The organism is Salinimicrobium marinum, assembly GCF_014651535.1.
Taxonomy (GTDB): domain Bacteria; phylum Bacteroidota; class Bacteroidia; order Flavobacteriales; family Flavobacteriaceae; genus Salinimicrobium; species Salinimicrobium marinum.
The window spans coordinates 753383-778689 of the sequence record NZ_BMXB01000001.1 but is presented as its reverse complement, the minus strand read 5'-3'; the positions used below and the strand labels follow the sequence as shown (position 1 = coordinate 778689).

21 protein-coding genes and 1 tRNA gene are annotated in these 25307 nt (G+C 40.7%); 8 read left to right on the top strand and 14 right to left on the bottom strand.

All coding sequences use genetic code 11. The annotated features are described in order from the left end of the window. Positions 1-309: 309 nt before the first annotated feature. From IE056_RS03340 to IE056_RS03330, 3 genes are all read left to right on the top strand, one after another. A complete protein-coding gene (locus IE056_RS03340; protein ID WP_189603251.1) occupies positions 310-1707 on the top strand; it encodes an MFS transporter in 1398 nt (465 codons plus the stop codon). A gap of 146 nt (positions 1708-1853) precedes the next feature. Continuing rightward, positions 1854-5384 (top strand): nitrate reductase, encoded by a 3531-nt coding sequence (locus IE056_RS03335; RefSeq protein ID WP_189603250.1) that lies wholly within the window; start codon positions 1854-1856, stop codon positions 5382-5384. Positions 5385-5401: 17 nt separating this feature from the next. Then, on the top strand, positions 5402-6844 hold the full coding sequence (locus IE056_RS03330; RefSeq protein WP_189603249.1) for a rubredoxin: 1443 nt from the start codon (positions 5402-5404) through the stop codon (positions 6842-6844). A 9-nt stretch (positions 6845-6853) separates the two neighbouring features. Here the strand turns inward: IE056_RS03330 and cobA are convergent, their stop codons facing one another. Together cobA and IE056_RS03320 are read right to left on the bottom strand one after the other, a co-directional pair. Beyond that, positions 6854-7666, bottom strand: coding sequence for a uroporphyrinogen-III C-methyltransferase (gene cobA / locus IE056_RS03325; protein ID WP_189603248.1), 813 nt, complete (start codon positions 7664-7666; stop codon positions 6854-6856). A 256-nt stretch (positions 7667-7922) separates the two neighbouring features. Then, positions 7923-9791, bottom strand: coding sequence for a M61 family metallopeptidase (locus IE056_RS03320; RefSeq protein WP_189603247.1), 1869 nt, complete (start codon positions 9789-9791; stop codon positions 7923-7925). A gap of 247 nt (positions 9792-10038) precedes the next feature. Here IE056_RS03320 and IE056_RS03315 point away from each other — a divergent pair, with 247 nt between their 5' ends. Continuing rightward, positions 10039-10341 (top strand): hypothetical protein, encoded by a 303-nt coding sequence (locus IE056_RS03315; RefSeq protein WP_189603246.1) that lies wholly within the window; start codon positions 10039-10041, stop codon positions 10339-10341. 53 nt (positions 10342-10394) lie between these two features. Here IE056_RS03315 and IE056_RS03310 read toward each other — a convergent pair whose 3' ends face one another. Beyond that, positions 10395-11675, bottom strand: coding sequence for an L-lactate MFS transporter (locus IE056_RS03310; protein ID WP_189603245.1), 1281 nt, complete (start codon positions 11673-11675; stop codon positions 10395-10397). A 318-nt stretch (positions 11676-11993) separates the two neighbouring features. After that, positions 11994-12067, bottom strand: a tRNA-Arg gene (locus IE056_RS03305). A gap of 233 nt (positions 12068-12300) precedes the next feature. Between IE056_RS03305 and IE056_RS03300 the strand changes: the two genes are divergently transcribed. Then, positions 12301-14559, top strand: coding sequence for a bifunctional SulP family inorganic anion transporter/carbonic anhydrase (locus IE056_RS03300; protein WP_189603244.1), 2259 nt, complete (start codon positions 12301-12303; stop codon positions 14557-14559). A gap of 207 nt (positions 14560-14766) precedes the next feature. Here IE056_RS03300 and IE056_RS03295 read toward each other — a convergent pair whose 3' ends face one another. The 5 genes from IE056_RS03295 to IE056_RS03275 form a co-directional block, all read right to left on the bottom strand. Beyond that, positions 14767-15042: an ATP-dependent Clp protease adaptor ClpS gene (locus IE056_RS03295; protein ID WP_189603243.1), complete on the bottom strand. Its 276-nt coding sequence runs from the start codon at positions 15040-15042 to the stop codon at positions 14767-14769. A 52-nt stretch (positions 15043-15094) separates the two neighbouring features. Next, complete coding sequence (prmA, locus tag IE056_RS03290; protein WP_189603242.1) at positions 15095-15925, bottom strand: 50S ribosomal protein L11 methyltransferase; 831 nt, start codon at positions 15923-15925, stop codon at positions 15095-15097. A gap of 9 nt (positions 15926-15934) precedes the next feature. Further along, entirely contained in the window at positions 15935-16687 is a 753-nt protein-coding gene (tpiA, locus tag IE056_RS03285; RefSeq protein WP_189603241.1) for a triose-phosphate isomerase, read from the bottom strand. A gap of 185 nt (positions 16688-16872) precedes the next feature. Next, on the bottom strand, positions 16873-17967 hold the full coding sequence (locus tag IE056_RS03280) for a BT_3928 family protein (RefSeq protein ID WP_189603240.1): 1095 nt from the start codon (positions 17965-17967) through the stop codon (positions 16873-16875). Between the two features lie 21 nt (positions 17968-17988). After that, positions 17989-18537, bottom strand: a complete 549-nt coding sequence (locus IE056_RS03275) for a DUF1599 domain-containing protein (RefSeq protein ID WP_189603239.1) — start codon at positions 18535-18537, stop codon at positions 17989-17991. Positions 18538-18622: 85 nt separating this feature from the next. Here IE056_RS03275 and folP point away from each other — a divergent pair, with 85 nt between their 5' ends. Beyond that, positions 18623-19447, top strand: a complete 825-nt coding sequence (gene folP, locus IE056_RS03270; RefSeq protein ID WP_189603238.1) for a dihydropteroate synthase — start codon at positions 18623-18625, stop codon at positions 19445-19447. Between the two features lie 36 nt (positions 19448-19483). Continuing rightward, entirely contained in the window at positions 19484-20257 is a 774-nt protein-coding gene (gene cdaA / locus IE056_RS03265; protein WP_189603237.1) for a diadenylate cyclase CdaA, read from the top strand. A gap of 2 nt (positions 20258-20259) precedes the next feature. On the opposite strand, the gene IE056_RS03260 is transcribed toward cdaA, so the two are convergent. Then, on the bottom strand, positions 20260-22029 hold the full coding sequence (locus IE056_RS03260) for an ABC transporter ATP-binding protein (protein ID WP_189603236.1): 1770 nt from the start codon (positions 22027-22029) through the stop codon (positions 20260-20262). After that, positions 22029-22769, bottom strand: a complete 741-nt coding sequence (gene truA, locus IE056_RS03255; protein ID WP_189603235.1) for a tRNA pseudouridine(38-40) synthase TruA — start codon at positions 22767-22769, stop codon at positions 22029-22031. Before truA ends, IE056_RS03260 begins: the two co-directional genes overlap by 1 nt. A 104-nt stretch (positions 22770-22873) precedes the next feature. Here truA and IE056_RS03250 point away from each other — a divergent pair, with 104 nt between their 5' ends. Then, positions 22874-23368 (top strand): metallophosphoesterase family protein, encoded by a 495-nt coding sequence (locus IE056_RS03250; RefSeq protein WP_189603234.1) that lies wholly within the window; start codon positions 22874-22876, stop codon positions 23366-23368. Positions 23369-23739: 371 nt separating this feature from the next. Here the strand turns inward: IE056_RS03250 and IE056_RS03245 are convergent, their stop codons facing one another. The 3 genes from IE056_RS03245 to IE056_RS03235 all read right to left on the bottom strand — a co-directional run bounded on the left by IE056_RS03245 (position 23740) and on the right by IE056_RS03235 (position 25270). Further along, the gene (locus tag IE056_RS03245; protein WP_189603233.1) at positions 23740-24192 is read right to left on the bottom strand and encodes a group II intron maturase-specific domain-containing protein; all 453 of its coding nucleotides are present in this window, start codon (positions 24190-24192) and stop codon (positions 23740-23742) included. A gap of 24 nt (positions 24193-24216) precedes the next feature. Then, complete coding sequence (locus IE056_RS18740) at positions 24217-24411, bottom strand: reverse transcriptase domain-containing protein (RefSeq protein WP_189603232.1); 195 nt, start codon at positions 24409-24411, stop codon at positions 24217-24219. A 448-nt stretch (positions 24412-24859) separates the two neighbouring features. Next, on the bottom strand, positions 24860-25270 hold the full coding sequence (locus IE056_RS03235; protein WP_189603231.1) for a DUF4293 domain-containing protein: 411 nt from the start codon (positions 25268-25270) through the stop codon (positions 24860-24862). Positions 25271-25307 lie beyond the last annotated feature (37 nt).

Below are 25307 nucleotides of genomic sequence, written 5' to 3'. Positions count from 1 at the left end.
TTTTCTGTTTGGCCACCGATACACGCACCTGGACTATGAATTTTAAAAAAATTCATCCCGTAGGGATCAAGCATTGTAAAAAAAGAAGTGCTGTGAAATTACACTTCCCGTAGGGAAAGAAAATTTGAGTCCCAAAATATCAGAAATCTAGTCTCCAGAGGTTTACTTGTAATTATTCTCCAAACTTTCCATAGTTATTTTCTGAAAATGAGAATATTTCATCCCGAAATTCTATTTTTCATATAAGTTCAGTGACACTTAGTTTTTTAAGTATTTATACTTATTTTCATATACTTAAAACTAAGTATTATGTATGAAGTAATCTCCAAAAAAGCAACCTCCCTGAATCTTAGTAATTTTAAAAGTCTGCCCATAAGGACTTTCTGGCTATCCTCCATTGCATTTTTTATCTGTTTTTTCTCATGGTTCGGGATCGTCCCTTTCATGCCCGATGTTGTGAGAGATCTTGGCCTTACCCCCGGACAGAATTGGAATTCGATAATCCTGGCAGTCTCAGGAACCGTGTTTGCACGCCTTCTTATTGGAAAACTATGTGATAAATATGGCCCCCGGCTATGTTATACCTGGCTTCTCATGTTGGGGGCCATACCCACCATTCTCTGTGGACTGGTAGAGACTCCGCTACAGTTTTTAATCTGTAGGTTTCTAATGGGCTTTATCGGAGCTTCTTTCGTGATCACCCAGGTTCACACCTCCCTCATGTTCGCACCCAATGTTGTGGGTACCGCAAATGCTACCTCGGCAGGATGGGGAAACATGGGAGGTGGTGCCAACAGGCTGGGAATGCCTTTGATAGCTGCTGCCATTGTAGGTTTTGGAGTTGCTGAGACCGAAGCCTGGAGGTATTCCATGATCTTTGCAGGGCTTGTTTGCTTTAGCATGGGCATCATATATTTCTTTTTTACCAGGGACACGCCTGAAGGAAACTTCAAAGAATTGAAGGAAAGTGGAAAACGTATCCCCAGCACGAAAAAAGACAAAGCCGGATTTCTAGATGCTGTAAAGGATTACAGGGTTTGGATTCTGTTTATTGTCTACGGCGTTTGCTTCGGAATAGAACTTACGGTTTATGGAACCATGGATTCTTACCTTGAAAACACGTTTAACATCGAAAGGATTACCGCCGGAAACATTGTCCTTACATTTGCCCTTATGAACCTCTTTGCCCGTACTTTGGGTGGTTTCTTTGGAGATAAATCGGGCGAAAAAGGCGGATTAAAAGGAAGGGTTTTGTTCCTCACATTTATTCTAATTACCGAAGGAGTCATTCTTTCCCTCTTTGCCTCCAGCGCAAACCTTGTTATAGGAATTATGTTCCTGATAGCGTTTAGTCTGGCAGTGCAAATGGCCGAAGGCGCAACCTTCGCAGTAGTCCCGTTTATCAACCGGAAAGCCATCGGCTCCATTTCAGGCATTGTAGGTGCAGGTGGAAACGTAGGTGCTTTCCTTGCTGCTCTCCTCTTAAAGTACAAAGCAGTCGCGGCCGAAGAAGCTGCCATAGCAGCGAATAGCAGATTAGGCGAAGAAGCCATTTTAGCAGCACGACAGGCCGCAGCCTCTTCGGCAGTGGGAAGTGGTTATCTCCTTATAGGATTTATAATAATAACCGCAGGAGTGGTAAGCCTGGCTATAAGGTTCTCTGCTGAAGACGAAAAAGTAGCGGCAGTCGAGTTACAAAAGGCGTGAAATGCGCTGAGAAAACTACAATTAATCAGCCTTATTTTAAGAAAAACTAAAATCTCATGCCTGATTTTTTCTAAATTATAACCACCTGAAGATGAAGTATTTTTTATCTTTTGAAGCCTAAATTTTTTAATGAAAAGAAAGCACAAATGCTTAAAAATGAGATCAAAACCACCTGTTCATATTGTGGCGTAGGATGCGGCATGATTGTGAAGAAAGATGCCGACAACAAGATCTCCCTAAAGGGAGATGAAAACCATCCCGTCAATGCAGGAATGTTATGTTCTAAAGGCATGAATCTAAACTATGTAGCCAACGACACATCAGACAGGATCCTGTATCCGGAGATGCGTTGGAGCAAATCCCATCCCCGCGAAAGAGTAAGCTGGGATGAAGGTTTAGACAGGGCAGCTCGTGTATTCAAATCTATTATTGCAAAACATGGTCCGGACAGTGTGGGTTTTTATGTTTCCGGACAATGTCTTACCGAAGAATATTATATTGCCAATAAGCTTACCAAAGGTTTTCTCGGTACCAATAATATAGATACCAATTCCCGGCTTTGTATGAGTTCTGCAGTGGTTGCTTATAAAAAGACTTTTGGCGAGGACAGCGTCCCGATCTCTTATGAAGACATCGACCTTGCCGACTGTTTCCTGATCGCCGGGGCCAATCCCGCATGGTGCCATCCCATACTTTTCCAGAGACTAGAAAAACGGAAACAACAGAATCCGGAGGTTAAAGTTATTGTTGTAGATCCCCGGAAAACCGATTCTGCTGCTTTTGCAGACCTGCACCTTCAAATCATTCCGGGAACAGATATCATTCTCTATAATGCAATAGGAAGACGGCTTTTGGAACGTGGTCTCATTGATAAAAATTTCATCAAAAATAATACACAGGATTTTCAGAAATATAAAGATCAGGTGCAATTAACGTCCTTGAAACAAGCTTCTAAATTATGCGGAATTCCTGTCGAAGAAATTAAAGAAGCTGCGGAAATTGTAGGATGTTCAGAAGGATTCATTAGTATGTGGGCCATGGGCTTAAACCAAAGCTCTGTTGGTACCGACAAGAATTTTGCACTTCTGAACCTTTCTCTGATCACCGGCCAGGTGGGAAAACCCGGTTCAGGCCCCTTTTCCCTTACCGGACAACCCAATGCGATGGGTGGCAGGGAAGTCGGCGGAATGGCAAATTTACTGGCGGTACATAAAGATCTCAACGATGAAAAGCACCGACAGGAAGTAGCCGATTTTTGGGGTGTAAAAGAAATTTCAGGAAAACCCGGATATACGGCAACCGAAATGTTTGATGCGGTAGAAGAAGGCAAGCTGAAAGCAATCTGGATCGTTTGTACGAATCCGTTAGTGAGTATGCCAAACGCCCGGAAAATTGAGAAGGCACTGAAAAAAGCAAAATTTGTAGTCGTTCAGGAAATATCCCATAAATCGGATACGCTGGAATATGCAGACCTTGTTCTTCCGGCGGCCGGCTGGCTAGAAAAGGAAGGCACCATGACCAATTCAGAAAGACGGATTTCTTACCTCTCTAAAGGCCTTACCCCTCCCGGCGAAGCAAGAGCCGATGTGGAGATCCTTTGTGATTTTGCAAGAAGAATGGGCTTCCGCGGATTTAACTACGGCAGTACCGAAGAAATTTATCAGGAGTATTGCAGGATGACCAAAGGAACCAATATCGATATCTCTTACCTCAACTACGACAGGCTCAAAAATGAAGGATCATTTCAGTGGCCGGTTCCCGAATACCGTCACCAGGGAACACCACGGCTTTTTGAAGATCATATTTTTTATACGCCTTCCAAAAAAGCGATCTTTAATATTCCTGCAGGCATCGAAAACACCTCAACGCCCCCCGATAAAAAATTTCCGCTTATCCTCACCACAGGAAGGATAAGGGATCAATGGCATACCATGACCAAAACCGGCAAAGTTGCCCGTTTAAAAACCCACTATTCAAATCCTGTCCTGGAAATAAATCCTATAGACGCCTACATCAATTTCATTAAAGAAGGAGATGTGGTGGATGTGGAAAGTGCCAATGGTAACGTAAGACTAAGAGCAAAATTAACCAAGGATATACGAGAACGTGTGGTATTTATGCCCATGCATTGGGGAAAACAACTGCAAAGTGATTTGAACAGGGCAAACAACCTTACTTACACCCTTGTAGATCCACAATCAAAAGAACCGGATTTTAAATACACGACGGTTTCCATAGCTAAGCATAAAAAACCAAAGGAGAAGATCATCGTAGTAGGTGCCGGAGCAGCGGCATTCAGGTTTATACAGAATTACCGGGAACATGAAACCGAGGATGATATTCATGTTTTTTCCGAAGAAGTCAATACGTTTTATAACAGGGTGCTCCTGCCCGAATATGTAACGGAAGAGCTTACCTGGGAACAACTTCAGAATGTGAAAGAATGGGAACTGGAAAAACTTCATATAAACCTGCATGTCTCCACTTCTGTTACAAAAATTGACCGTAAAAATAAGACCCTCACAGATCATTTCGGAAATACGCACTCCTATGATAAACTGGTGCTGGCAACCGGAAGCAGGGCGTTTGTACCCAAAGATGCGCAGCTGGATTTGCCCGGCCGTTTTACCATGCGGAGCAAAACCGATGCGGATGAGTTTAAAAGCTATCTTGACGCCACCAAACTCCCTGCAGAAGATCAACACGTGGTTATTATTGGCGGTGGACTCCTAGGACTGGAACTTGCCGCCGCCCTTCAACAGAACAACATCAAAGTCACTATAGTACAACGTGCATCACGGCTCATGGAAAGGCAGCTGGATGATATTTCAAGTAAATTACTGGCTAAAGATGTACAGGAGCGGGGAATTCATATTTATTTTGACAACGAAGTGAGTACTGTTTTTGACGATGAAGAAAATCCCGGTGAACTCTCCATTACCTTAAAAAGTGGAAAAATAATCACTGCCCACGCCATTGCCTATGCAATCGGAACACAACCCAATATTGAATTTGCAAAAGAAGCCGGGCTTGCCTGCGGAAGGGGAATTAAAGTGAACCAGCACCTGCAGACTTCAGACCCTCAAATTTTTGCTATCGGAGAGATTGCTGAATTCCGGAACCAGCTATTCGGAATTACTTCTGCTGCCGAGGAACAGGCGGGAATTCTGGCGAATTTCCTTGCCGGCGACGTGAGCAGCGTGTATAAAGGATCTGTTTTGATGAACATTCTTAAATTCCGGGATCTTGACCTGTGCAGTATTGGAGACATCAATGTTCCTGCAAACGATGACAGCTACGAAGAAATAATCTTTACCGATGTAAGCAAACGCTACTACAAAAAATGCATCGTAAAGGATGATCTTTTGATAGGAGCCATATTGATGGGCGACAAAAGTGAATTTCCCGAGTTCAAAACCATGATCGAGAGCAAGATCGAACTTTCTGATAAGCGGAATACCCTCCTTCGAAGTTCTTCACAAAAAGAACCTGTTTCAGGAACACTGGTGTGTTCCTGCAGTCAGGTAGGCGTAGGAAACCTGAAAAAAGCGATCAACAGCGGATGTGAAAATTTTAACAGTTTATGTAAAGAAACGGGAGCAGGACTTGGCTGCGGAAGTTGTAAAACCGAAGTGCGGGAGATTCTGAAATCTACCAGGCAAAAAGAATTGGTGTAGCCTCAAAAAAAAATAAGATGAAAAAAGATTTTTCAAGGATCATAATTAAAGGAGGAGTTTTATCTCCTGCAGAACTAAAACTAATAGCCGAATTGGCTGAAGAATCCGGCTCTTCCAGCATTTCCTTGGGATCACGGCAAGACATCCTGCTTGTGAATGGTGTTCAAAATGAAACCTTTCAAAGATCGGAAAAGTTTCGGCTGATTCCTTCCGAAGAAACCGGGTCAGATAATATTGTTTGCTCCTATGTTTCAGCAGATATTTTGCCGGCAACTCCGTGGCTCACCGGAGACAGGTACTTGTATGTGCTGGAACAGTTCCGGAAGCAGCCAAATTTAAAAGTAAATATTACAGATCCCAGGCAACGGCTTGTTCCGCTCTTTACTGGTCACCTGAATTTTATTGCTTCAGAAGATGAAGATTACTGGTATCTGTACGTGCGGCTTCACGACTGGAAAACAGCCCAGATCTATCCTGCCCTCATCTATAGCTGGGATATAGCAAAGGTGGCTTTTGAAATTGAAGAAATCCTGCAGGAAGAGCCGGAATCAGTAGAAATGCTCTTCGATCTCCTCAATGATGCCATTGATACCAACAGCCGGACAATTAACAAAGCTCTTGAAATACCTTTTCACCCCTTCCCATATTATGAGGGCATGAACAGGATTGGGATGGATAAATACTGGCTGGGACTTTACTGGCGAAACAACAAATATGACACTGATTTCCTAAAGGCCATGTGCAACCTGTGTGCGGACTGCAGGATTGGGAAGATTTCCATCACTCCATGGAAATCAATTATAATAAAAGGTATCCCTGTGGAATATAAAATGGAATGGGAAAAGTTCCTCGGAAAAAGAGGGATTAACGTGAGGCATTCCATGCTAGAATTGAACTGGCATTTACCAGTTAATAATGAAGATGCCCTTGAACTGAAGAAATATCTGGTAACCAATTTTGACCAGAATGACATCAGTACCTACGGCCTCACTTTCGGAATAAGCGATCACACCCGGAAAACGGGATATTTCACAGCTATTGTTATCGAGAAGAACGAAGCACCAAAAGAGCTGGAAAACCTGCAAATAAGAGACACCTATAACCTTGTGTACGCAAAGAATTTCGATCCCAATACACGGGAATATATCGTGCATGTACAGGAGGTAGATAGGGTTGAATTGCCGGGATTGTTAATGGAACTTAGTAAGATGTATTTTGATCAATTAGGCAACAAACAGGAGGAACCGGATCCTGTTGCGCCCGAAAAAAAAGTATTGGAAATAGAAGTACACCAATGTTCTGAATGCCTCACGATCTATGATCCGGCTTTTGGGGATATTCAGCAGGGAATCGATCCCGGAGTTAGTTTTGAAGAGTTGCCGGAGGATTATGAATGTTCACTGTGTGAAAATCCTAAATCATATTTTGAAAAAAAGATTCATATCAAGCAGGTGAATTAAAAAAAGATTTTAAACAGTAGATTCTTTTACTCCCAGGTTCTGGTAAATGAATTCATCTTCAGGATTCAAAAAATTAATTTTCGGAAGACGTTCCGAATACCCCTTCACCACCTCGCCAAGAACAATGATGGCTGGCGAAGAGATCTTACTCTCATAAACGATTTCTTCAATGGTTTCTACACTGCCTGTTTCTACATGTTGGTCTTCCAGTGTACCATTCTGAATAATGGCTACAGGAAGTTCGGGTTTTCCGGCTTTTTTATAGATGTCCACTATTTCTGAAAGTTTTGCCATTCCCATTAATATAACCACAGTAGCTGAAGATTGCGCTGCCAGGGCCACATCTTTGGAAATTTTATGATTAGAAGTCGTCCCGGTGATCACCCAAAAACTTTCTGAAACTTTACGCTCCGTCACCGGAATTCCCGCCATGGCAGGAACTGCAGTTGCCGAAGTTATTCCGGGAATGAATTCGGTAACAATTCCCCTGGCTTCAGCATAATCTTTTTCTTCCTTCCCTCTTCCGAAGACAAAAGGATCTCCTCCCTTTAACCGCACCACATGGCCGTATTCCCGGGCATACTTCACAATAAGCTCATTGATTTGATCCTGAGCACAAGAATGACAGCCTTTACGCTTACCTACGAAAAGTTTGTAAGCATTGGGAGCGTGATTCAAAATTACCGGATTTACAAGAGCATCATAAAGAACAACATCTGCTGCTTCAAGTGCTTTCACAGCTTTTATGGTTAGCAAATCGGGACCCCCAGGCCCTGCTCCTACTAAGGTGAGTTTCGGATGTATCTTTTTTCGTGCTTTCATCTCAACGATAGTTTCAAAAATTCTCCGTAGTTATGGATTTTCCAGCAGTTGAGATGCAAGATATAAAAAAAAACTAAGTATTTATACTTAATAATAATACTTAGAAAAAATTCTGAAATAAAAAAGAGGCTGTTAAAAATGCACTTTTTTCGTCTACCTGTCCCGAAGCTTCGGGAGTATCAGGTTCTATAAAATTCGGAATGACGTTTTTTAAATGCTTTTAAAACAGCCCCTTTGAGGTTGTAACCTGTTTAGCCTAAGATTTCAACCAGCTATATCTTAGTTCTATTTGTTCACTATCGGCATTGGGAACTTCACTGAGTTTCATTCCTGTAGCAGTGGGTTCAACAACTTCAGATTCTAAAGTAATTTCTTCACCTTCTCTCATTACTGTCGCAGTAATTTCTTCACCTTCTTTCCAGTTCTGGGAAGCAGTAATGAGATCATAGACATTTTGAGCATTATATTTCTGACCATTGATGCTTTTAATCACATCTCCGGTTTCAAGACCAAGTTGGGTATGGAAAGAGTTTAATTCAGCATCATCTCTTATCAGGATACTTCCCTGCTCATTAAGGGTGATATAAGGAGTTGCCTGATCTTTGATAAAGTACCCTACAGAAACCTCTCCTTTTCTCATTTCCAATCCTGTCTTCTGAAAAAATTCGTTATATGGGATTGGAGTTTCACCGGTAACATATTTATCGAAAAATTCTTGGATTTCGGGATACGTTAGTTCAACAATATCTGAAATTAACTGGTCATCCTGGAATGGCCTGTCCTTACCATATTTTTCGGTCAATTTCTTCATAAGATCCAGAAGTCCCATGTTTCCATTGCTTAATTCCCTTAGCCTGATGTCTAAAGCCATTCCAATTAAAGCACCTTTTTGGTACACATTGTAATAACTGTCTTTGTATTCATCTTCAAGGATATTGGCACTCATTACCGTAAAAGGCACGGTATCATCGAATCTTTGGGATACTTTGATCTTATCGTGCATACGCTCATAAAATTCCTGATTATCGATCAAATCCTGATTTACCTGAAAAAGATTTGCAAAGTATTCGGTTACACCTTCATACAACCAAAGATGCTGAGACATTTTAGGATCATTAAAATCAAAGAAATGAACTTCTTCAGAATGAATACTTAGCGGAGTAATAATGTGGAAAAACTCGTGAGAAATGATATCTGTAAGACTTTGTTCCAAATCTGATTGTTCCATAGTTTCAGGCATCACCACAACTGTTGAAGTATGGTGTTCTAAAGCGCCAAAATTTCCGGCATCGTCTTGTCCCGGAGTAGCGGATAAATACAGCAGGATTGCATATTTGCTGGTTTGGTCTATCTCTCCAAGAAAGTCCTTTTGTGCACGGACCATTCTCTCAACAGCAGGTTTTAATTCCTGTGCAGAAAATTTATTATTGGGGGAATAAACATTCAATAAAACTTCCATTCCCTGCACATCAAAGCTCACGGTATCCGGCTCAGCATACATGATAGGATTATCGGTTACCTCAAAATATCTGTCCAGGTTGTAGATATCTGTTTTAAAACTGCCATCTTCCGCAGTATGGGTAGTAGCTACATTAAGGGCACTTCCCGCAATAAGATCTGAAGGTCTTTTTATCTCCAGCCTGTACTCTTCTTCGGTCATGTTTTCAAAGTAGCCTACAAAGCCGTGAAGGTTCAGTAAAAAGTTTTCACCTTCCAGGATATTAGTTCCGGCCATGGAATAAATTCCGCCTTCTCCCTGCACGTCAAAAGTGTCATTTACCCAATAAGTTACTTTATCCAGGTTTCCGGCATTTGAAATGCTCCAACTATTATCACTCAGCTTTACAACTTCCAGTTCATTCCCATCATAATCGTAAGCTTTAATATCTTCAGCATATTTTCCATAATCTGAAACCGAATACGTTCCGGGAACGGTTTTCGGAATATAAAAAATAGTTTGTTCTGTAGTGAACCTCTCGGGATCGACGGTGACCTGCACCTTATCATCCTGAACATTTACCAGATCAAGAGAAGCGATGACAGGTTGGTCTTCAAAATTTGTTTGAGTTGTTTTACACCCATAAATGGCAAAAGAAAGTGCCATTGCATATAATAGTTTCTTCATGTTTCAAATAGTTTACTATTAGACAGTTTTTTGCTGGTAAAGTTACAGTTTAAGAGGCTCAATTCCAGTAAATCCAACTAAAACAACCTATACTTCCGAAAAAACATGGGTATATGTCACAGAAAATGAAAAAATTAACTCTTCTTTCCGGTTTCCAAAAGTATTTGCAAAATTTTATTTTCCTCTTAAGAAAGCTATTGTTCTAAAAACTGTATTATGATAACGTTATTATCGTTAAACCAATTAAATGAAAAATAAAGAAAAAGAAATACATGTTTCATGGCTGAAAAATCTTCTACAGAATTTCCAGGAAACCACCAAAAAAGGAAAAGAGACAAATAGCAACGAAGAAAGAGCACGGGCAATTTCTGAAATTGAAGAAATCACCGGCAAGCTGGAAACCTACATTCGGAATAATGAAGATCTTCTGGAAGTCATCACTGGATCCAGTATTGAACTGGCAAGGGAAGTGAACTGGAATGATGTGGTACGTCCCACACATTTTGAAGAAGATCTTCAGGAAATGCTATCGACTTTAAAGGAAAAATGATCTGCCAACACCTGAAACATCAGAATATATCTCCGAAACAATTAACCTCTAATTTATTCCGAAGTACTCGTTCCAGTGGTTTCCACCACCATTTGCTTTTGAAGATTCCGCACTCGATGTATGTCTTTTTTGAGGAAAATCGCAATGACCAAAGCTATGGCGATTAAGCCTGTAAACACGTAAAACACCGGAATGTAGCTTCCGGTAGCATCATAAATCAGGGAAACCACTGTGGGTCCAATCAATCCTCCCAGGGACCATGTAGTGAGAAGATACCCATGAATAGCCCCCAGTTCTTTTGTTCCGAAAAGATCTGCAATAAACGCCGGAAGGTTTGAAAATCCGCCGCCATAACAACTTACTACCAGAAAAATCAGTACCTGAAAGATAATTGCACTCGAAATGTTGGGCAATGTGAGAAAAGCAATTAGCTGTATCACAAAGAAAATGATGAACACAACCGGACGGGAAAGATAATCTGACGCCGCTGCCCAACCAATTCTACCCGCACCGTTAAAGATGCCCATAAGGCCAACCATGATGGCCGCACCTGCAGCTGTAAGTCCGCCGATGGTTTGTGCCATTGGTGAAGCAACCGATATCATCATAATTCCGGCGCTGGTATTGATCAACATAATCGACCACAACATCCAGAAATGCTTTGTACGCACAGCTTTCCCCGCATTTACGGAAGACAGATCTTTTATTTTCTTTTCGAAATTATTAGATTCAGTTTCTTTCATACTTTTGGGTAGCCATCCTTTTGGAGGAGGTGCAATATATAATGCTCCAAGAATCATAAGCACAAAATAACTGGTCCCCAGAATGTAAAAAGTGGTAGTAATACCAATAGATTCCATAAGGCTTGCAGCAACCGGAGCGGTAATAAGTGCCCCTGTACCAAAGCCAAGAACCGCCATTCCCGTCGCTAATCCGCGACGATCTGGAAACCATTTAACGAGCGTAGAAACAGGGGCAATGTATCCAATTCCCAATCCTATTCCGCTTAAGAGTCCGTAAGAAAGTATAAATAAGGTGAGGGAATCAATGGCGACTGCAAACCCCGATCCCGCCTGACCTAACCCAAACAGGACTGCAGCTAACATAGCTGATTTTTTCGGTCCGCTTCTTTCGACAAATCTTCCGAAAACAGCAGCCGAAGCGCCTCCAAGAGTCATCATTACTGTGAAGGCTATAGTAACAGATGAAACAGACCAACCTAATGCATCCACCAAAGGGTTGGTATATACACTATAGGCATATGCGGCACCAATGGAAAGGTGAATACAAATTGCAGATAATGCTATAAGCCATCTATTTTTTTCGTTTTTCATATAAGCTTCTTCTTTTTAATTTATACTCCTTCGATATCGACAATAAATGACTGCTCAATGGCATAATAAAACATTTTCAAAATATGTTAATTTTATCCTTATTTATTGTTCGATTCGAATTTACCTGCCGGTAAGATAGACTTTCCTCTATTATTTTGAAAAACATATCAAAAACAATTGGGTTTTAGAGAAATAAATCTGAATTGGTAGTCTGATTATTTAGGATAATAAAATTTAATAAATAGAAAGACATGGGAGATACAAAAGCATAAAAAAATCCGCAACCACTTGTTATCAGTGTATTGCGGATCTATTTTGTGACCTCGACAGGATTCAAACCTGTAACCTTCTGAGCCGTAATCAGATGCGCTATTCAGTTGCGCCACGAGGCCTTTTTGCGGGTGCAAATATATGTTTTATTCTAAAAAAGAAAAAACAATTTCAGGTAAAAAAACGAGATTTTAAATGTCTATGTCCGGGGAATAATAAAAACCACTTATTCAATAAAAAATCTAAATTGTCAGAGACCAAACTGTGCATCATAAGTTGTACAGGTTTATTATTTTCCTATTTTTACTACTTATCAAGTATTCCATGTAAAAACCTAATTTTATTCCAGATAATATTGAGCAAAATTCCAAAATTTAACAAATTACCAAATAAAGCAGATCTCGATCAGCTACAAAAACCTCTTTTTTCAAGACTGGATAAAGATATACCGGCGAGTATAGTTGTTTTTCTCGTCGCTTTGCCTTTATGCCTGGGAATCGCCTTAGCAAGCGGAGCCCCTTTGCTTTCAGGGCTTATTTCAGGAATCATAGGAGGAATCGTGATTGGAAGTATCAGCGGTTCTGCTGTAAGTGTCAGTGGTCCTGCAGCAAGTTTAACTGCAGTGGTTTTGGCTGCTATTGGTTCTTTGGGCAATTTCGAAGTTTTCCTCATGGCTGTGGTTTTGGGCGGGATTTTTCAGTTTCTCCTCGGTATTTTCAAAGCCGGATTTATTGCAGATTATATGCCTTCGAATATTATCAAAGGCCTCCTTGCCGCAATTGGTATCATTCTTATTATCGCTCAGGTGCCTTATGCGCTGGGGATTGCTCCGGGAGTAGAAAATTATTACGACCCCTCTCTTCCCGGAGGAGAACAGTTTACCTCTTTTTTCACTGCCTTCCTTAATTCGGTTACTGCTGGTTCGGTTGTTATTTCAGTAATTTCTTTAGCGATACTTATTTTTTGGGATAAAACTCCTCTTAAAAATTTTCAGCTATTACCACCGGCCCTGATAGTGGTCCTTTTGGGGGTTTTCCTAAACTTATTTTTCGAACATGTCGTTCCTTTTTTGCACCTGAATACAGCACAACTGGTAAATATTCCTGCTATTGATCATTTTTCAACATTGTTTACTTATCCGGATTTTTCATCTATAACCAATCCGCAGGTATGGGGAGTTGCCATTACTATTACCCTTATTGCTTCTATCGCCAGTTTGCTGGCACTGGAAGCAGCAGATGAACTGGATCCTCATAAAAGAAAAAGTCCGCCAAACAGGGAACTGGTAGCTCAGGGAATTGGTAATACCCTTGCGGGATTAATAGGAGGCATTCCTATTACCACAGTTATTGTGAGAAGTTCAGTAAACATCAAAACAGGTGCAGAAACTAAATTATCTGCTATTCTACATGGCTTTCTTCTTTTAGCGAGTGTCCTCTTCTTAAGCAGCATTTTGAACCTTATTCCACTTTCCAGCCTGGCAGCCATTCTACTCGTGATAGGATATAATCTTGCTTCCTGGGATGTGATTAAAACAATGTATAAAAAAGGATGGAACCAATTTATTCCTTTTATCGTCACCATCGTGGCAATTATTGCTACAGATCTCCTTATCGGAATATTCATTGGCACCCTAATAAGTATTTTCTTCATATTGAAAAGCAACTACCACAACGCCTTTTTCATCGAAAATACCCGAATTTTCAAAGGTGAAACCATTCGGTTGGAACTGGCTAATGAAGTTTCTTTTTTTAATAAAGCCAGTATAAAAAATACACTTTGGAATGTACCTGAAGGTTCGAATGTCATTATAGATGCTACTTTTTCAAGTTTCATAGACCAGGATGTACTGGACATTTTTGATGATTTTAAAGAAACTTATGCTAAGGAACATAACATCAACCTCAGCATCATTGGAGTTAAAGAAAACTATGAGGTAGGAAAGGAACTCAATTTTGTAAAAGAAGATATTCAACAATCCAAAAAACAGTCTACACCCGCAGAAATTCTTGATTATTTCAAGGAAGGAAACGAGCGTTACACCGCCGGAAAACTAATATCCAGAAGGCTTCGGAACAAAGAACTGATGGATTTTATCAATGCTCCCCCGTTAGCAGCCGTGGTAAATTGCATTGATATGAGGGAGCCCCTGAATGTTTTGATGAACACGGGAATAGGTGATATCATTCCAATTCGTACCGCCGGAAATCTTGCCGGTAAGGATGTATTAACAAGTCTTGAAATTGCCTGTAAAGAGCAGGGAGCAAGATTTATTCTGTTCATGGGTAATTCAGATAATAAAATTTATATCGAAGCTTTGAAAAACTTCGGAAAAGGACAAGCTACCTACATAAGTCCGCTGATAGCCGATGCTGTAAAAGCACTGAAGATCTCTACGGAAGAGGTCGCCAGGCGCGATCTCAATGAAATAGCAGATGAGATTACCAAATGGAACCTGGGTAGATCAATGGAACTTGTAATTACCGAAAGTGAATACTTCAGAAAAAAAATAGAAGAAGGATCAAAGGGAATGGCTTCTGCTTTCTTTAACCGTTCCACCGGAAAAATCGAATTTTCAAAACTTTACAGCCCCTCAGAAAATGCTTTAGGATAAAGCGGATTTTCTAAATCTCACTCACTGCCTGATTGCTTAAATGAATTACTTCGGTACTATTTTATCCCCACTTAATTACACTGGATCTTTTTCTGATCATTGTCTTACAAAACAAGAAAGTCCGCAGTTTTTACTACAGACTTTCATCCTTTATCTTCGTTGTAAAGCGGAAATTAACTTTTCCTACCTGCTTTAGGCACACTATTCTCAAATGATTTCTGCACTTAAATCGGCACTCAATAACTTACTGCAGCGTGGCTCCAAATCTTTATATGTTCCGGTTTTTACCGCACATTTTCCTTTGTAGTGCACCAGCAAAGAACACTGCTCTGCCTGCTCGGGCGTGTGTTCACATACCGCGATTAACGTATTAATCACATGATCAAAAGTATTGTAATCATCATTGTACAGAATGATCTCGTGCAGATTACTCTCTTTTGTCTCTACCTGTACTTCCTCTAAAACTTTTTCCTTCGTGCTCATATTCCTTCCTTTTTCAATAGCATTCTAAATATAACAAAAATCCCTTAAAAAATTATTTTTTCAGGAAGCGCACTGCTACCCAGTCTTCCCTTTCCAGAAACACGCTATACTTTAAACCTTGTTTTTCACATTCTTCCCTGATTACCGGAATATCTGCTTCATAAAATCCGCTGAGATAAAGTTCCCCTCCAGATTCCAGGCATTTGCTGTACGTTCCAATATCTTCCAAAAGAATGTTTCGGTTTATATTTGCTATGATAATGTCATATTTTTTATCCACCAATAATTCTGCCGTTCCTTCATAAACAGAAATGTTATTGCAATTATTGCGTTCCACATTTTCCAGGGTATTCAGGTAACACCAATTATCAATATCGATGGCATCTAAAGAGGTCGCCCCTCTTTTCTCGGCCAGGATCGCCAGGACTCCGGTTCCGCAGCCCATATCCAGCACTCTTTTACCTTCAAAGTCGTACTTCAGCAGAAATTGGATCATCATATGCGTGGTAGCATGATGTCCAGTTCCAAATGACATTTTTGGCTCAATAATAATGTTGTATTTAACATCTACTTCGGGATGAAAAGGAGCTCTCACACTGCAAATATCATCTACCAGAATAGGATGAAAATTCTTTTCCCACTCTTCATTCCAGTTTACCTGCTTAATCTCCTTTGAGCTATAGGAGATCTCAAACTCATCCGACTGCAGGATATGAATACCGGCGAAAGCTTCTTCATCAAACTCCTCTACAGGAATATATGCGGTGATCCCATCTTCATTCTCAATAAAGCTTTCAAAACCCGCCAACCCAAGTTCTGCAATTAAAATTTCAGAAGCAGGTTGCACGGGTTCAATAGTAAAAATAAATTCCAGATAATCCATTAATTTCTTTTAGAATGAGTGAACAATTGCAAGGAAATCTTCAGCTTTTAGACTGGCTCCGCCAATAAGTCCGCCGTCAACATCTTCCTTGGCAAAGATCTCTTTTGCATTTGCAGGTTTAACACTTCCTCCATAAAGGATAGATACTTCTTCGGCTATTTCGCTTCCGAATTTTTCTGAAACTGTTTTTCTAATGAAAGCATGCATTTCCTGAGCCTGCTCTGGAGAAGCTGTTTCTCCTGTTCCAATGGCCCAGACTGGTTCGTAAGCGATAACTACATTTTTCCAGTCTTCTTTGGAGATATTAAAAAGCCCTTTAGACAACTGCTCTTCTACCACATTAAAATGATTGTCACTTTTACGCTGGTCCAGTTCTTCCCCTACACAAAATATTACCTGCAGGTCATTTTTTAATGCTGAAGTCACTTTTTTAGCAAGCAGCTCATCGGTTTCCTTAAAAATAGCCCGACGTTCACTGTGACCTAAAATTACATATTTCACCCCTACACTTGTAAGCATTTTAGCCGAAACTTCCCCCGTAAAGGCACCATTTTCACTTTCATGCATATTTTGAGCCGCAACCTTAACAGGAGTGCCGGCCAAAGATTGAAAAACATGATATAAATTGGTAAAAGAAGGTGCAACAATAACTTCTGCCTGCGGCTCCTGTTCCAAATGTTGTTTTAGTTGTGCAAGCAATTCTTCGGTTTCTGAAAGGTCATTGTTCATTTTCCAGTTTCCTGCAACTATATTCTTTCTCATGTGGGTGGATTTTAAACTTTTAAGCAAATTTTCTTCTGAAAAATCTGCCTGTACAGTTTTTGGTTGATAATTATTTTCATCCCTTCTTGAGGGATCTCTACAAATATATTGATAAGTAAGGAAAAATACCCTTTTCTGAAAGGGAAACCGGTTGAGAAATCCTGAAAATTAGAAAAATTTTCGGTTTACAACTCGAGCTTTTCGGCATCGTTCCAATGATGTTTTTGAACTATGGTTCCCCGATGTAGTTTCACGATTCCGGGGTTACTCCTAATGATGGTTTTTAAAGCTGTTTCATCACTAAAGTAGATTTCAAAGTCTAAATCATACTCCTCCTTCACCGCTTCCTTCAGCTCTTCTCCGGAAGCGGAAAGTCCAATCACCCTGTATCCTTCAGCTTTTGCTGCTTCGGCTACTGCACTCATTTTTTCCAGTCCGGGGGCTTCACTCCTGCCCAGGCTGTACATTACGATCATGAGCAACTTCTCTTCCTGAAGCATTTCCGAAGTAAAATTTTCTCCGCCTTTCTCTATAGAAAAATCATGGATGGGTGGTTCATATCCTTTCTGAACAAGTTCTGTGTCAACCCCTATAAATTCACCTTCCACCTGCGGGTAGGAACCCAGAGTGGTCACCACTTTTTCTTCTCCGTTTACCTTAAATTTCCAGTTATAATCATACACTGCCTCGGGAGCTCCTTCGGGAATAGTCATCTTTTCAGCAATATTATTACCGACTTTATACGCCCTGAAATCGATCAACGGCAGGTGCATCAACACATAGTAAGCAAATGTAAAACAAAGCATGAAAGACAGGAAAACAATCCATCGGTGCGAAGGCTTTGCCAACATTGGAGTGATCAATTTCCTGTTAAAAAAAAGGATCAATATGAAAACAAATAAGATCACATCTTTATAAAAGGACTGCCAGGGCGTAAGCGGAATGGCATCACCGAAACAGCCGCAATCTGTGACTTTATTAAAATAAGCAGAATAAAAAGTAAGAAACGTAAAGAAAACGATCATTAGTAGTAGTGCCCAGGTCGTAAACTTTGGCAGGTAACCAATGAGCAGCATGATTCCCAGCACCAGTTCAAAAATCACCAGTAAAATGGCGATGACCAGTGCAAAAGGTGCCAAAAACTCCAGGTTTAACACACTGGGACTAAAATATTCCTCCAGTTTGAAGGCAAAGCCAATTGGATCGTTCAGTTTTACAAATCCCGAAAAAATGAAAAGAATTCCGACGATGATCCTGGATATACCTACAACTAACTTCATTTTTCTTTTTTAACGGGTTCTTTATTTTGCTTTAGCCTCTTCTAAATGGATGAGCGCAAAAACAGCATAATTAATCATGTCCTGATAATTTGCGTCAATACCTTCACTTACCAGCGTTTTCCCTTTATTATTTTCTATTGTTTTGATGCGCAATAATTTCTGAAGTATAAGATCGGTCAGTGAACTTACCCGCATATCCCTCCAGGCTTCCCCATAATCGTGGTTCTTGTTCTCCATCAATTGTTTGGTCTCCTGAATTACCGAATCGTATAGTGCAGTCACTTCTTCAGTAGAAAGATCGGGTTGATCTGCAACCCCTTTTTCCAGCTGAATGAGCGCCATCACAGAATAATTGATGATCCCAATAAATTCTGGTGCTTCTCCCTCATCTACTTTTCTCACCTCATTCTCCTGAAGTCCTCTAATTCGCTGTGCCTTGATAAAAATTTGATCGGTGAGGGATGGGAGCCTCAAGATCCTCCAGGCACAGCCATAATCCTTCATTTTATTAATAAACAAGCTGCGGCATTCATCTACCACCGCATCATATTGTTTAGAAGTATCCTTCATAGAAACGGGTAATTTGCGTAAATTTCGCTGAAATAATTCGAATTGTCAAAGTTAATTTTTCCATCGTAAAAATCCCCTTTTTTAAATGACTATCAACTGCAAAGGCACTTTAATTGATTTTTCGACCCCTAAAGTAATGGGAATTGTAAATCTTACGCCCGACTCCTTTTATGACGGCGGACGTAATTCTTCGGAAAAAGACTACCTGCAACATGCAGAGAAAATGTTGAAGGAAGGTGCCGATTTTATAGATGTAGGGGCGTATAGCAGCAGGCCCGGCGCAGTAGATATTTCGGAAGAGGAAGAATTAATGCGATTGATTCCGGTGGTGCAATTGCTGCTGAAGGAATTTCCGGAGGTATTTCTTTCAATAGACACCTTCAGAAGTGAAGTCGCACGACAGGCAGTGGAAAATGGGGCTGCCCTTATCAATGATATTTCCGGAGGAAGTCTGGATTCAGAAATGCTGAAAACAGTAGCCGAACTACAGGTGCCGTACATCCTGATGCACATGCGCGGAAATCCTAAGAACATGAAAGACCTTAACCAGTACGATGACCTCATAAAAGACCTGCTGTTCTACTTTTCAGAAAAAATTTCTGAAGCCCGAGACCTGGGAATTAATGACCTCATTATTGACCCCGGCTTCGGATTTTCAAAGAATATTGCTCAGAATTTCGAATTGTTGTCCAAACTCGAACTTTTTAAAAGCCTAAACCTCCCTCTGCTCTCCGGGATTTCCAGAAAATCGCTTATTTACAAAACCTTTCATACCACTCCAGATGAAGCTTTGAATGGCACTACTGTACTCAATACCATTTCCCTGCTTAAAGGAGCACATATCCTTCGGGTGCACGATGTAAAAGAAGCTGTGGAATGTGTGAAATTAACGAGCCTTGTTAGGAACTAAACTTATATTTTTTACATTTACCAAAAAGCGACTACTTTGGATTTCTTAGACCTCCGTATCCTCGACATTGTTGACATTCTCCTTATCGCAGCCTTACTTTATTATTTATACAAGCTGGTAAAAGGGACTGTTGCGGTCAATATCTTTATCGGGATCACCATTATTTACCTGGTAGGAAAGCTTACGCAATTCCTGCAAATGGAAATGTTAAGCAGTGTGCTTGGAGAATTTATTGGAGTGGGAATGTTTGCGTTGATCGTGGTGTTTCAGCAGGAAATAAGAAAATTCCTGCTAATGATAGGCTCCACAAATTTTGCTCGAAGAAGAAAATTTCTTCAGACGCTGAAGCTTATTAAAGACGACCTGGAAACGCCAAATGATATCGAATCTATCGTTAGCGCCTGTGAAAACATGGGCCGCACCAATACCGGAGCTTTAATTGTGGTTCAAAGAAATACCAGCCTCGACTTTGTAAAAAATACAGGAGACAAGATGAAAATTCTTGTCAACCAGCCTATTCTAGAATCGGTTTTTTATAAAAACAGTATCCTGCATGATGGTGCCATCATAATTGAAGACAATTTTATTACTGCTACCCGGGTTGTTCTTCCCGTTTCTAATGACCGCACGATTCCCTTACGTTTCGGATTACGACACCGCGCTGCCGTTGGAATTACCGAAAAAACCGACGCACTTGCGCTGGTAGTCAGCGAAGAAACCGGACAAATTTCTTATATAAAAGATGGGGAATTCGTGATGTATGACGGGAGGGATGAGTTGATCAATAAACTAAAGGCAGATTTGGTGTAACCTTAGATTGCTTCTTCCTCCATGAATTGTACTTCGTACAAATTTTTATAGTATCCGTTTTCCTTCTTAAGTAATTCCTGATGCGTACCTGTTTCCACAATTTTCCCTGCATCCATGACCAGGATCTTATCTGCTTTTTTTATAGTCGCCAGCCTGTGAGCGATGACAATAGAAGTTCGCCCTTTGGTGATCTTATCCGTTGCATCCTGAATGAGCTGTTCGCTATAGGAATCTACCGATGATGTGGCTTCATCAAGTACCAGAATACTTGGATTACTTACGTAAGCCCTTAAAAACGCGATCAACTGCCGCTGCCCTGAAGAAAGCATTACTCCCCGTTCCTTTACATTATAATCATAACCTCCCGGAAGAGTATCAATAAATGTATGCACTCCAATTTCCTTTGCAGCTCTTACCACCTCTTCTTTTGAAATTTCAGGATGGTTTAAAGTAATATTATTTTTAATGGTGTCTGCGAATAAAAATACATCCTGCAGTACAATGGCGATTTGAGATCGCAACGATTTTAGCGTGATATCCTTCACATCAATTCCGTCTACCAGAATCCTTCCGCTCTGGATTTCATAAGAGCGGTTTAAAAGATTGATCACCGTAGATTTCCCAGCACCGGTAGCTCCAACAATGGCAACTGTTTCTCCAACATTGGCTTTAAAAGAGATCCCTTTAAGCACCTCTTCTCCTTCAACATAGCCAAACTTCACATCTTCAAAAGTAATTTCCCCGTTTAGATGATCAATTTCTATAGTTCCTTCATCGGGAATGCTTGCGCTGGTATCCAGAATTCCAAACACCCTGTTTGCAGCTACCATTCCCATTTGCAGCGTATTGAATTTATCGGCAATTTGCCTTAACGGCCGGAACAACATCTGACTCAGCTCTATAAAAGCCACAATTACCCCCAGGGTTATAGCCTCGCTACCTCCCATCACACGCAATCCTCCATACCACACGATAAGTCCGATGGTGATTGAAGTAGACATTTCAGCAATAGGAAAGAAAATGGAGTTATACCATACCGTCTTGATCCAGCCTTTGCGGTGTTTATCATTGATATCCTTAAATTTCTGATATTCGGTTTCTTCCCGTGTGAAAAGCTGTACGATCTTCATTCCGGTGATTCGCTCCTGGACAAAGGTGTTAAGGTTTGCAACTTCTGTTCTTACCACCTCAAAAGCCGCTTTCATTTTCTTCTGAAAAATTCGGGTGGCATATAATATGAACGGAAGCACCAGTAACACCAGAAGTGTTAACCGCCAGCTTTGATAAAACATAAAAGCAAGGACCGTGATCATTTTCAGCAAATCACTAATGATCATAAACAGCCCCTGGCTGAAAATACTCGAGATGGTTTCAATATCACTAACTGCCCTGGTCACCAGCCTACCAACTGCCGACTTATCAAAATACTTCATCTTGAACTGAAGCATGTGTTCGAAAAGATCAACCCTAAGGTCCCTTACCACATCCTGTCCCAGCAGATTGGCAAAATAAATAAAACAAAACTGAAAAATCACCTCCAGAATAAGTACTCCGGCCATTAGTGCAATATAGAATACCAATTCCTCTCCATCTTGTGGAACTATAGAATTATCTATAGTAACCTGCAGTAAATAAGGTCGTAAAACAGCAAAGAACGATAAAAGAATAGCAGCAATCCCTACAAAATAAAACGTCCATTTATAGGTCTGGGTATATTCAAGCAGACGCCTGAATAATTTGAAATCAAAAGCATTTCCCGTAGATGCAGCCATTAAATAAAAATCGTATTTGGGTATTCTACTTTAGTTAAATATAATCCTTTAGCCGGTACAGACGCTCCCGCCTCGCTCCTGCTCTCGCTTAAAATTATTTCATGTACTTTCTCCACTTTCATCTTTCCCAATCCCACTCCAAGCAATGTACCTACAACAGCCCTTACCATATTCCGAAGGAATCTGTCTGCTTTGATATGGAAAACGAGTCGGTCATTTTCCCTCTGCCAGTAAGCGTGCTCTATTTTACAGTTATACGTTCTCACATCTGTTCGTGAACGTGAAAAACTTTTAAAATTCTGATACTCAAGAAGAATCTCAGCAGCCTTATTCATGGCATCCACATCCAGTTCCCTTTTCACAAGATGAGCAGCATCAAACGCAAAAGGATCTTTTTTCTGAACAATATGATATTCATAAGACCGGCCTACAGCATCAAACCTAGCATGAGCCTCCGGTGTTACTTTATGCAAGCCATTTATAGCAATATCCTGCGGAAGGAGCGAGTTCAACTTAAAAAAAAAATCCTCACTTAATTCTTCCTCCACATCAAAATGTGCAAAAAGCTGTTTTGCGTGTACTCCCGCATCTGTTCTTCCCGCTCCCAAAATTTCTACAGATCGTTGCATGAGGGTAAAAAGAGCATTTTCAATTACTTCCTGAACAGAGACAGCATTTGGTTGCCGCTGCCACCCATGATATGCTTTTCCCTGGTATGCAAGCTCCAAAAAATATCTCAAGCTTAATGATTATTTTTACATTTGAAGCAACAAAGATAAGCCATTAAAGCCAACTGCAAATGGCATTGCTGTTATAGATTTATATATTGACATAAAATTAACTGATGAAGAAAATCCTGTTGCTCAGCGACACCCATAGCCATATTGATGAAAGAATCCTCTCTTACGTTAAACAAGCCGATGAAGTGTGGCATGCGGGAGATATTGGTATTACATCTGTGACAGATGAAATCCAAAAGCTAAAACCTTTAAAAGCGGTCTATGGAAATATTGACGGAGCCGAGATTAGAAAAGAATTTCCGTTGCACCAGAGATTCATGTGCGAAGACGTAGATGTCTGGATCACCCACATTGGTGGTTACCCCGGAAAATATTCTCCGGCGATTCGGGAAGAGATCAGGCAGAACCCTCCAAAGATCTTCATTAGCGGACACTCCCATATTTTAAAGGTGATGAACGACCAAAAGCTCGGCACCCTTCACATGAATCCCGGGGCCGCAGGAAAACACGGCTTCCATCAGGTACGCACGATGTTACGCTTCAAGATCGATGGCAGTAAAATTGAAGATTTGGAAGTTGTTGAGTTAGGGAAAAGGTGATGGAGCGATGGAACGCAACTTTTCCAAAGTTTGAAACTTTGGAAAAGTTAAATTTATCCTCTAAAAATTTCTCTCCACAGGAAAGGTGACTGCAGACTAGGCGGAAAGAATCAGGATTCCACTAAAATCTGGACAGGGATAATCGGTATAACACGAACATTGCTATCAGTGCCAGATTAAATATAAAAATGATTCTCAAATTTCAAGTCTCACATTTAAAATCTGTTAATCGGGTAGGAAGGTAAGGATTATTTCCCTACCTGTCCTCCCAGTCGAGTAGCGCAGAGGAACTTCCCCTCTACGCTCTCTCAGAACCGTGCGTAAAAGTCTCCCTTTACACGGCTCTTATTATCCAACCTATGGTCTTATTCCTAATTGCCAATGTGTAAGTTTGGTTGCACATTTGCAACTTCCCTCAACCACTCACTCGCCTTAATTTTGCGGCCACGCAGCTTTTTATATTTCTGCCTTGCCCACTTTTTCAGAATAATATTTAAATATCCCAACACTGTCGACATTTCTGATTTGTAGAAAGATCCAAAGTAATTTATCCAACCTTTGAGCACAGGATTGATTTCCTGTGCCAATCTTGAAAGGCTACTTCCACTCCTACTTGGCAGTTTCCATCCTCTTATCCTACTCCTGATAGCTTTCTTAGCTTTGTCGCTAACTGCAGGTAAAAATCCCGTGAAGTATTTTCCCCGTCTATTCCTTGATTTCCTTCTTCTAAACGTGAAGCCTAGAAAGTCAAATGACGTGTGCATATACTGTTCACGACGGTCTTCATCTTTGCAATAAACGATCACGGTTTTCTCTGGATGCATCTCGAGACCACATGCCTTAAGTCGCTACTTTAGAGCCTCTTTCAGCTGCATTGCTTGTTGTTCACTAGCACAGTGTATAACACAATCATCAGCGTAACGTTCGAATTGACATGAAGGAAATTTGATCCGTAGCCATTCGTCCATGCAGTAATGCAAAAACAAATTTGCCAATAAGGGACTGATAACAGCTCCTTGAGATGTTCCTTTGCTTCTTGCCACTAAGTGCCGTCAGCTTGTTGTAACGATACTGAGAGCCATCGTTCTATGTACAATAGTATCCATTTACAACTAGTATGTTTATACTTCCGAATAATATCGTCTGCACGTCCGTGAGACCTCCCCGGGTAAGAGCAATAACTTTCCTCCCATATACCTGCCGCTTTTACCCCAAGGGTTCCGGACAGTGTTGGACTTTGCTTTGTATTGCAAGCTCATCCAACCCTCATAGGCCTTGTATGCAGTTTCTGTTCGTCAGGCCGGGAATTTGTCTTAGGCTTCCTTCAGATTCCACCTCGCGATGGACACCCTTGCCCTTGACTAACACTTCCCACTGTCAAGCATGTCGGGACTTTCACCCTACAGTTATTGCCCATGCCGGGCGCACAACAAAAAAACCCGAAACTTTCGTTTCGGGTTCTTACGCACTAATACTACTAAGATGAAAGGTTTATCGCAACCGGTCCACAGATTTTACAAGATCCTCATCCTTTTTGATAGCCTTATTGGCCAGCACTAAAAAAACGATAGAAATAATTGGAATCAGCATCCCAATACCTTTCTCTGAGATGCTACTCTCTCCAGGTACCATTAGGGACCAATAGACAAATAATCCTAGTAAAATAAAGTTTAATAAGATATTGAGTCGCCCCAGCACAAACTGAAGCTTTCGGTTTTTAAATAAAAATATAGTCACCAAAGAAATCAAAGCTGAAATAAGAAAAAGGATAAAGACCATATTATCATCCTGTGCATACACTGCTTCCCCCTGGGAATTTTCCCACAAATGAAAAACAAAAATCAATCCGCCGCTTGATAAGGCTGCTAAAAATAGATAAACTGTCTGTATTCGTTGTAACATACTTTGTTCAATGGAGGCACAAAAATAACAGATTCTT

What these genes read in the sequence shown, in the direction of transcription:
- IE056_RS03340 (WP_189603251.1), top strand. Translation starts at nt 310, where the DNA reads ATGTATGAAGTAATCTCCAAAAAAGCAACCTCCCTGAATCTTAGTAAT.
- IE056_RS03335 (WP_189603250.1), top strand. Translation starts at nt 1,854, where the DNA reads ATGCTTAAAAATGAGATCAAAACCACCTGTTCATATTGTGGCGTAGGA.
- IE056_RS03330 (WP_189603249.1), top strand. Translation starts at nt 5,402, where the DNA reads ATGAAAAAAGATTTTTCAAGGATCATAATTAAAGGAGGAGTTTTATCT.
- cobA (WP_189603248.1), bottom strand. Translation starts at nt 7,666, where the DNA reads ATGAAAGCACGAAAAAAGATACATCCGAAACTCACCTTAGTAGGAGCA.
- IE056_RS03320 (WP_189603247.1), bottom strand. Translation starts at nt 9,791, where the DNA reads ATGAAGAAACTATTATATGCAATGGCACTTTCTTTTGCCATTTATGGG.
- IE056_RS03315 (WP_189603246.1), top strand. Translation starts at nt 10,039, where the DNA reads ATGAAAAATAAAGAAAAAGAAATACATGTTTCATGGCTGAAAAATCTT.
- IE056_RS03310 (WP_189603245.1), bottom strand. Translation starts at nt 11,675, where the DNA reads ATGAAAAACGAAAAAAATAGATGGCTTATAGCATTATCTGCAATTTGT.
- IE056_RS03295 (WP_189603243.1), bottom strand. Translation starts at nt 15,042, where the DNA reads ATGAGCACGAAGGAAAAAGTTTTAGAGGAAGTACAGGTAGAGACAAAA.
- prmA (WP_189603242.1), bottom strand. Translation starts at nt 15,925, where the DNA reads ATGGATTATCTGGAATTTATTTTTACTATTGAACCCGTGCAACCTGCT.
- tpiA (WP_189603241.1), bottom strand. Translation starts at nt 16,687, where the DNA reads ATGAGAAAGAATATAGTTGCAGGAAACTGGAAAATGAACAATGACCTT.
- IE056_RS03280 (WP_189603240.1), bottom strand. Translation starts at nt 17,967, where the DNA reads ATGAAGTTAGTTGTAGGTATATCCAGGATCATCGTCGGAATTCTTTTC.
- IE056_RS03275 (WP_189603239.1), bottom strand. Translation starts at nt 18,537, where the DNA reads ATGAAGGATACTTCTAAACAATATGATGCGGTGGTAGATGAATGCCGC.
- folP (WP_189603238.1), top strand. Translation starts at nt 18,623, where the DNA reads ATGACTATCAACTGCAAAGGCACTTTAATTGATTTTTCGACCCCTAAA.
- IE056_RS03260 (WP_189603236.1), bottom strand. Translation starts at nt 22,029, where the DNA reads ATGGCTGCATCTACGGGAAATGCTTTTGATTTCAAATTATTCAGGCGT.
- IE056_RS03250 (WP_189603234.1), top strand. Translation starts at nt 22,874, where the DNA reads ATGAAGAAAATCCTGTTGCTCAGCGACACCCATAGCCATATTGATGAA.
- IE056_RS03245 (WP_189603233.1), bottom strand. Translation starts at nt 24,192, where the DNA reads ATGCATCCAGAGAAAACCGTGATCGTTTATTGCAAAGATGAAGACCGT.
- IE056_RS03235 (WP_189603231.1), bottom strand. Translation starts at nt 25,270, where the DNA reads ATGTTACAACGAATACAGACAGTTTATCTATTTTTAGCAGCCTTATCA.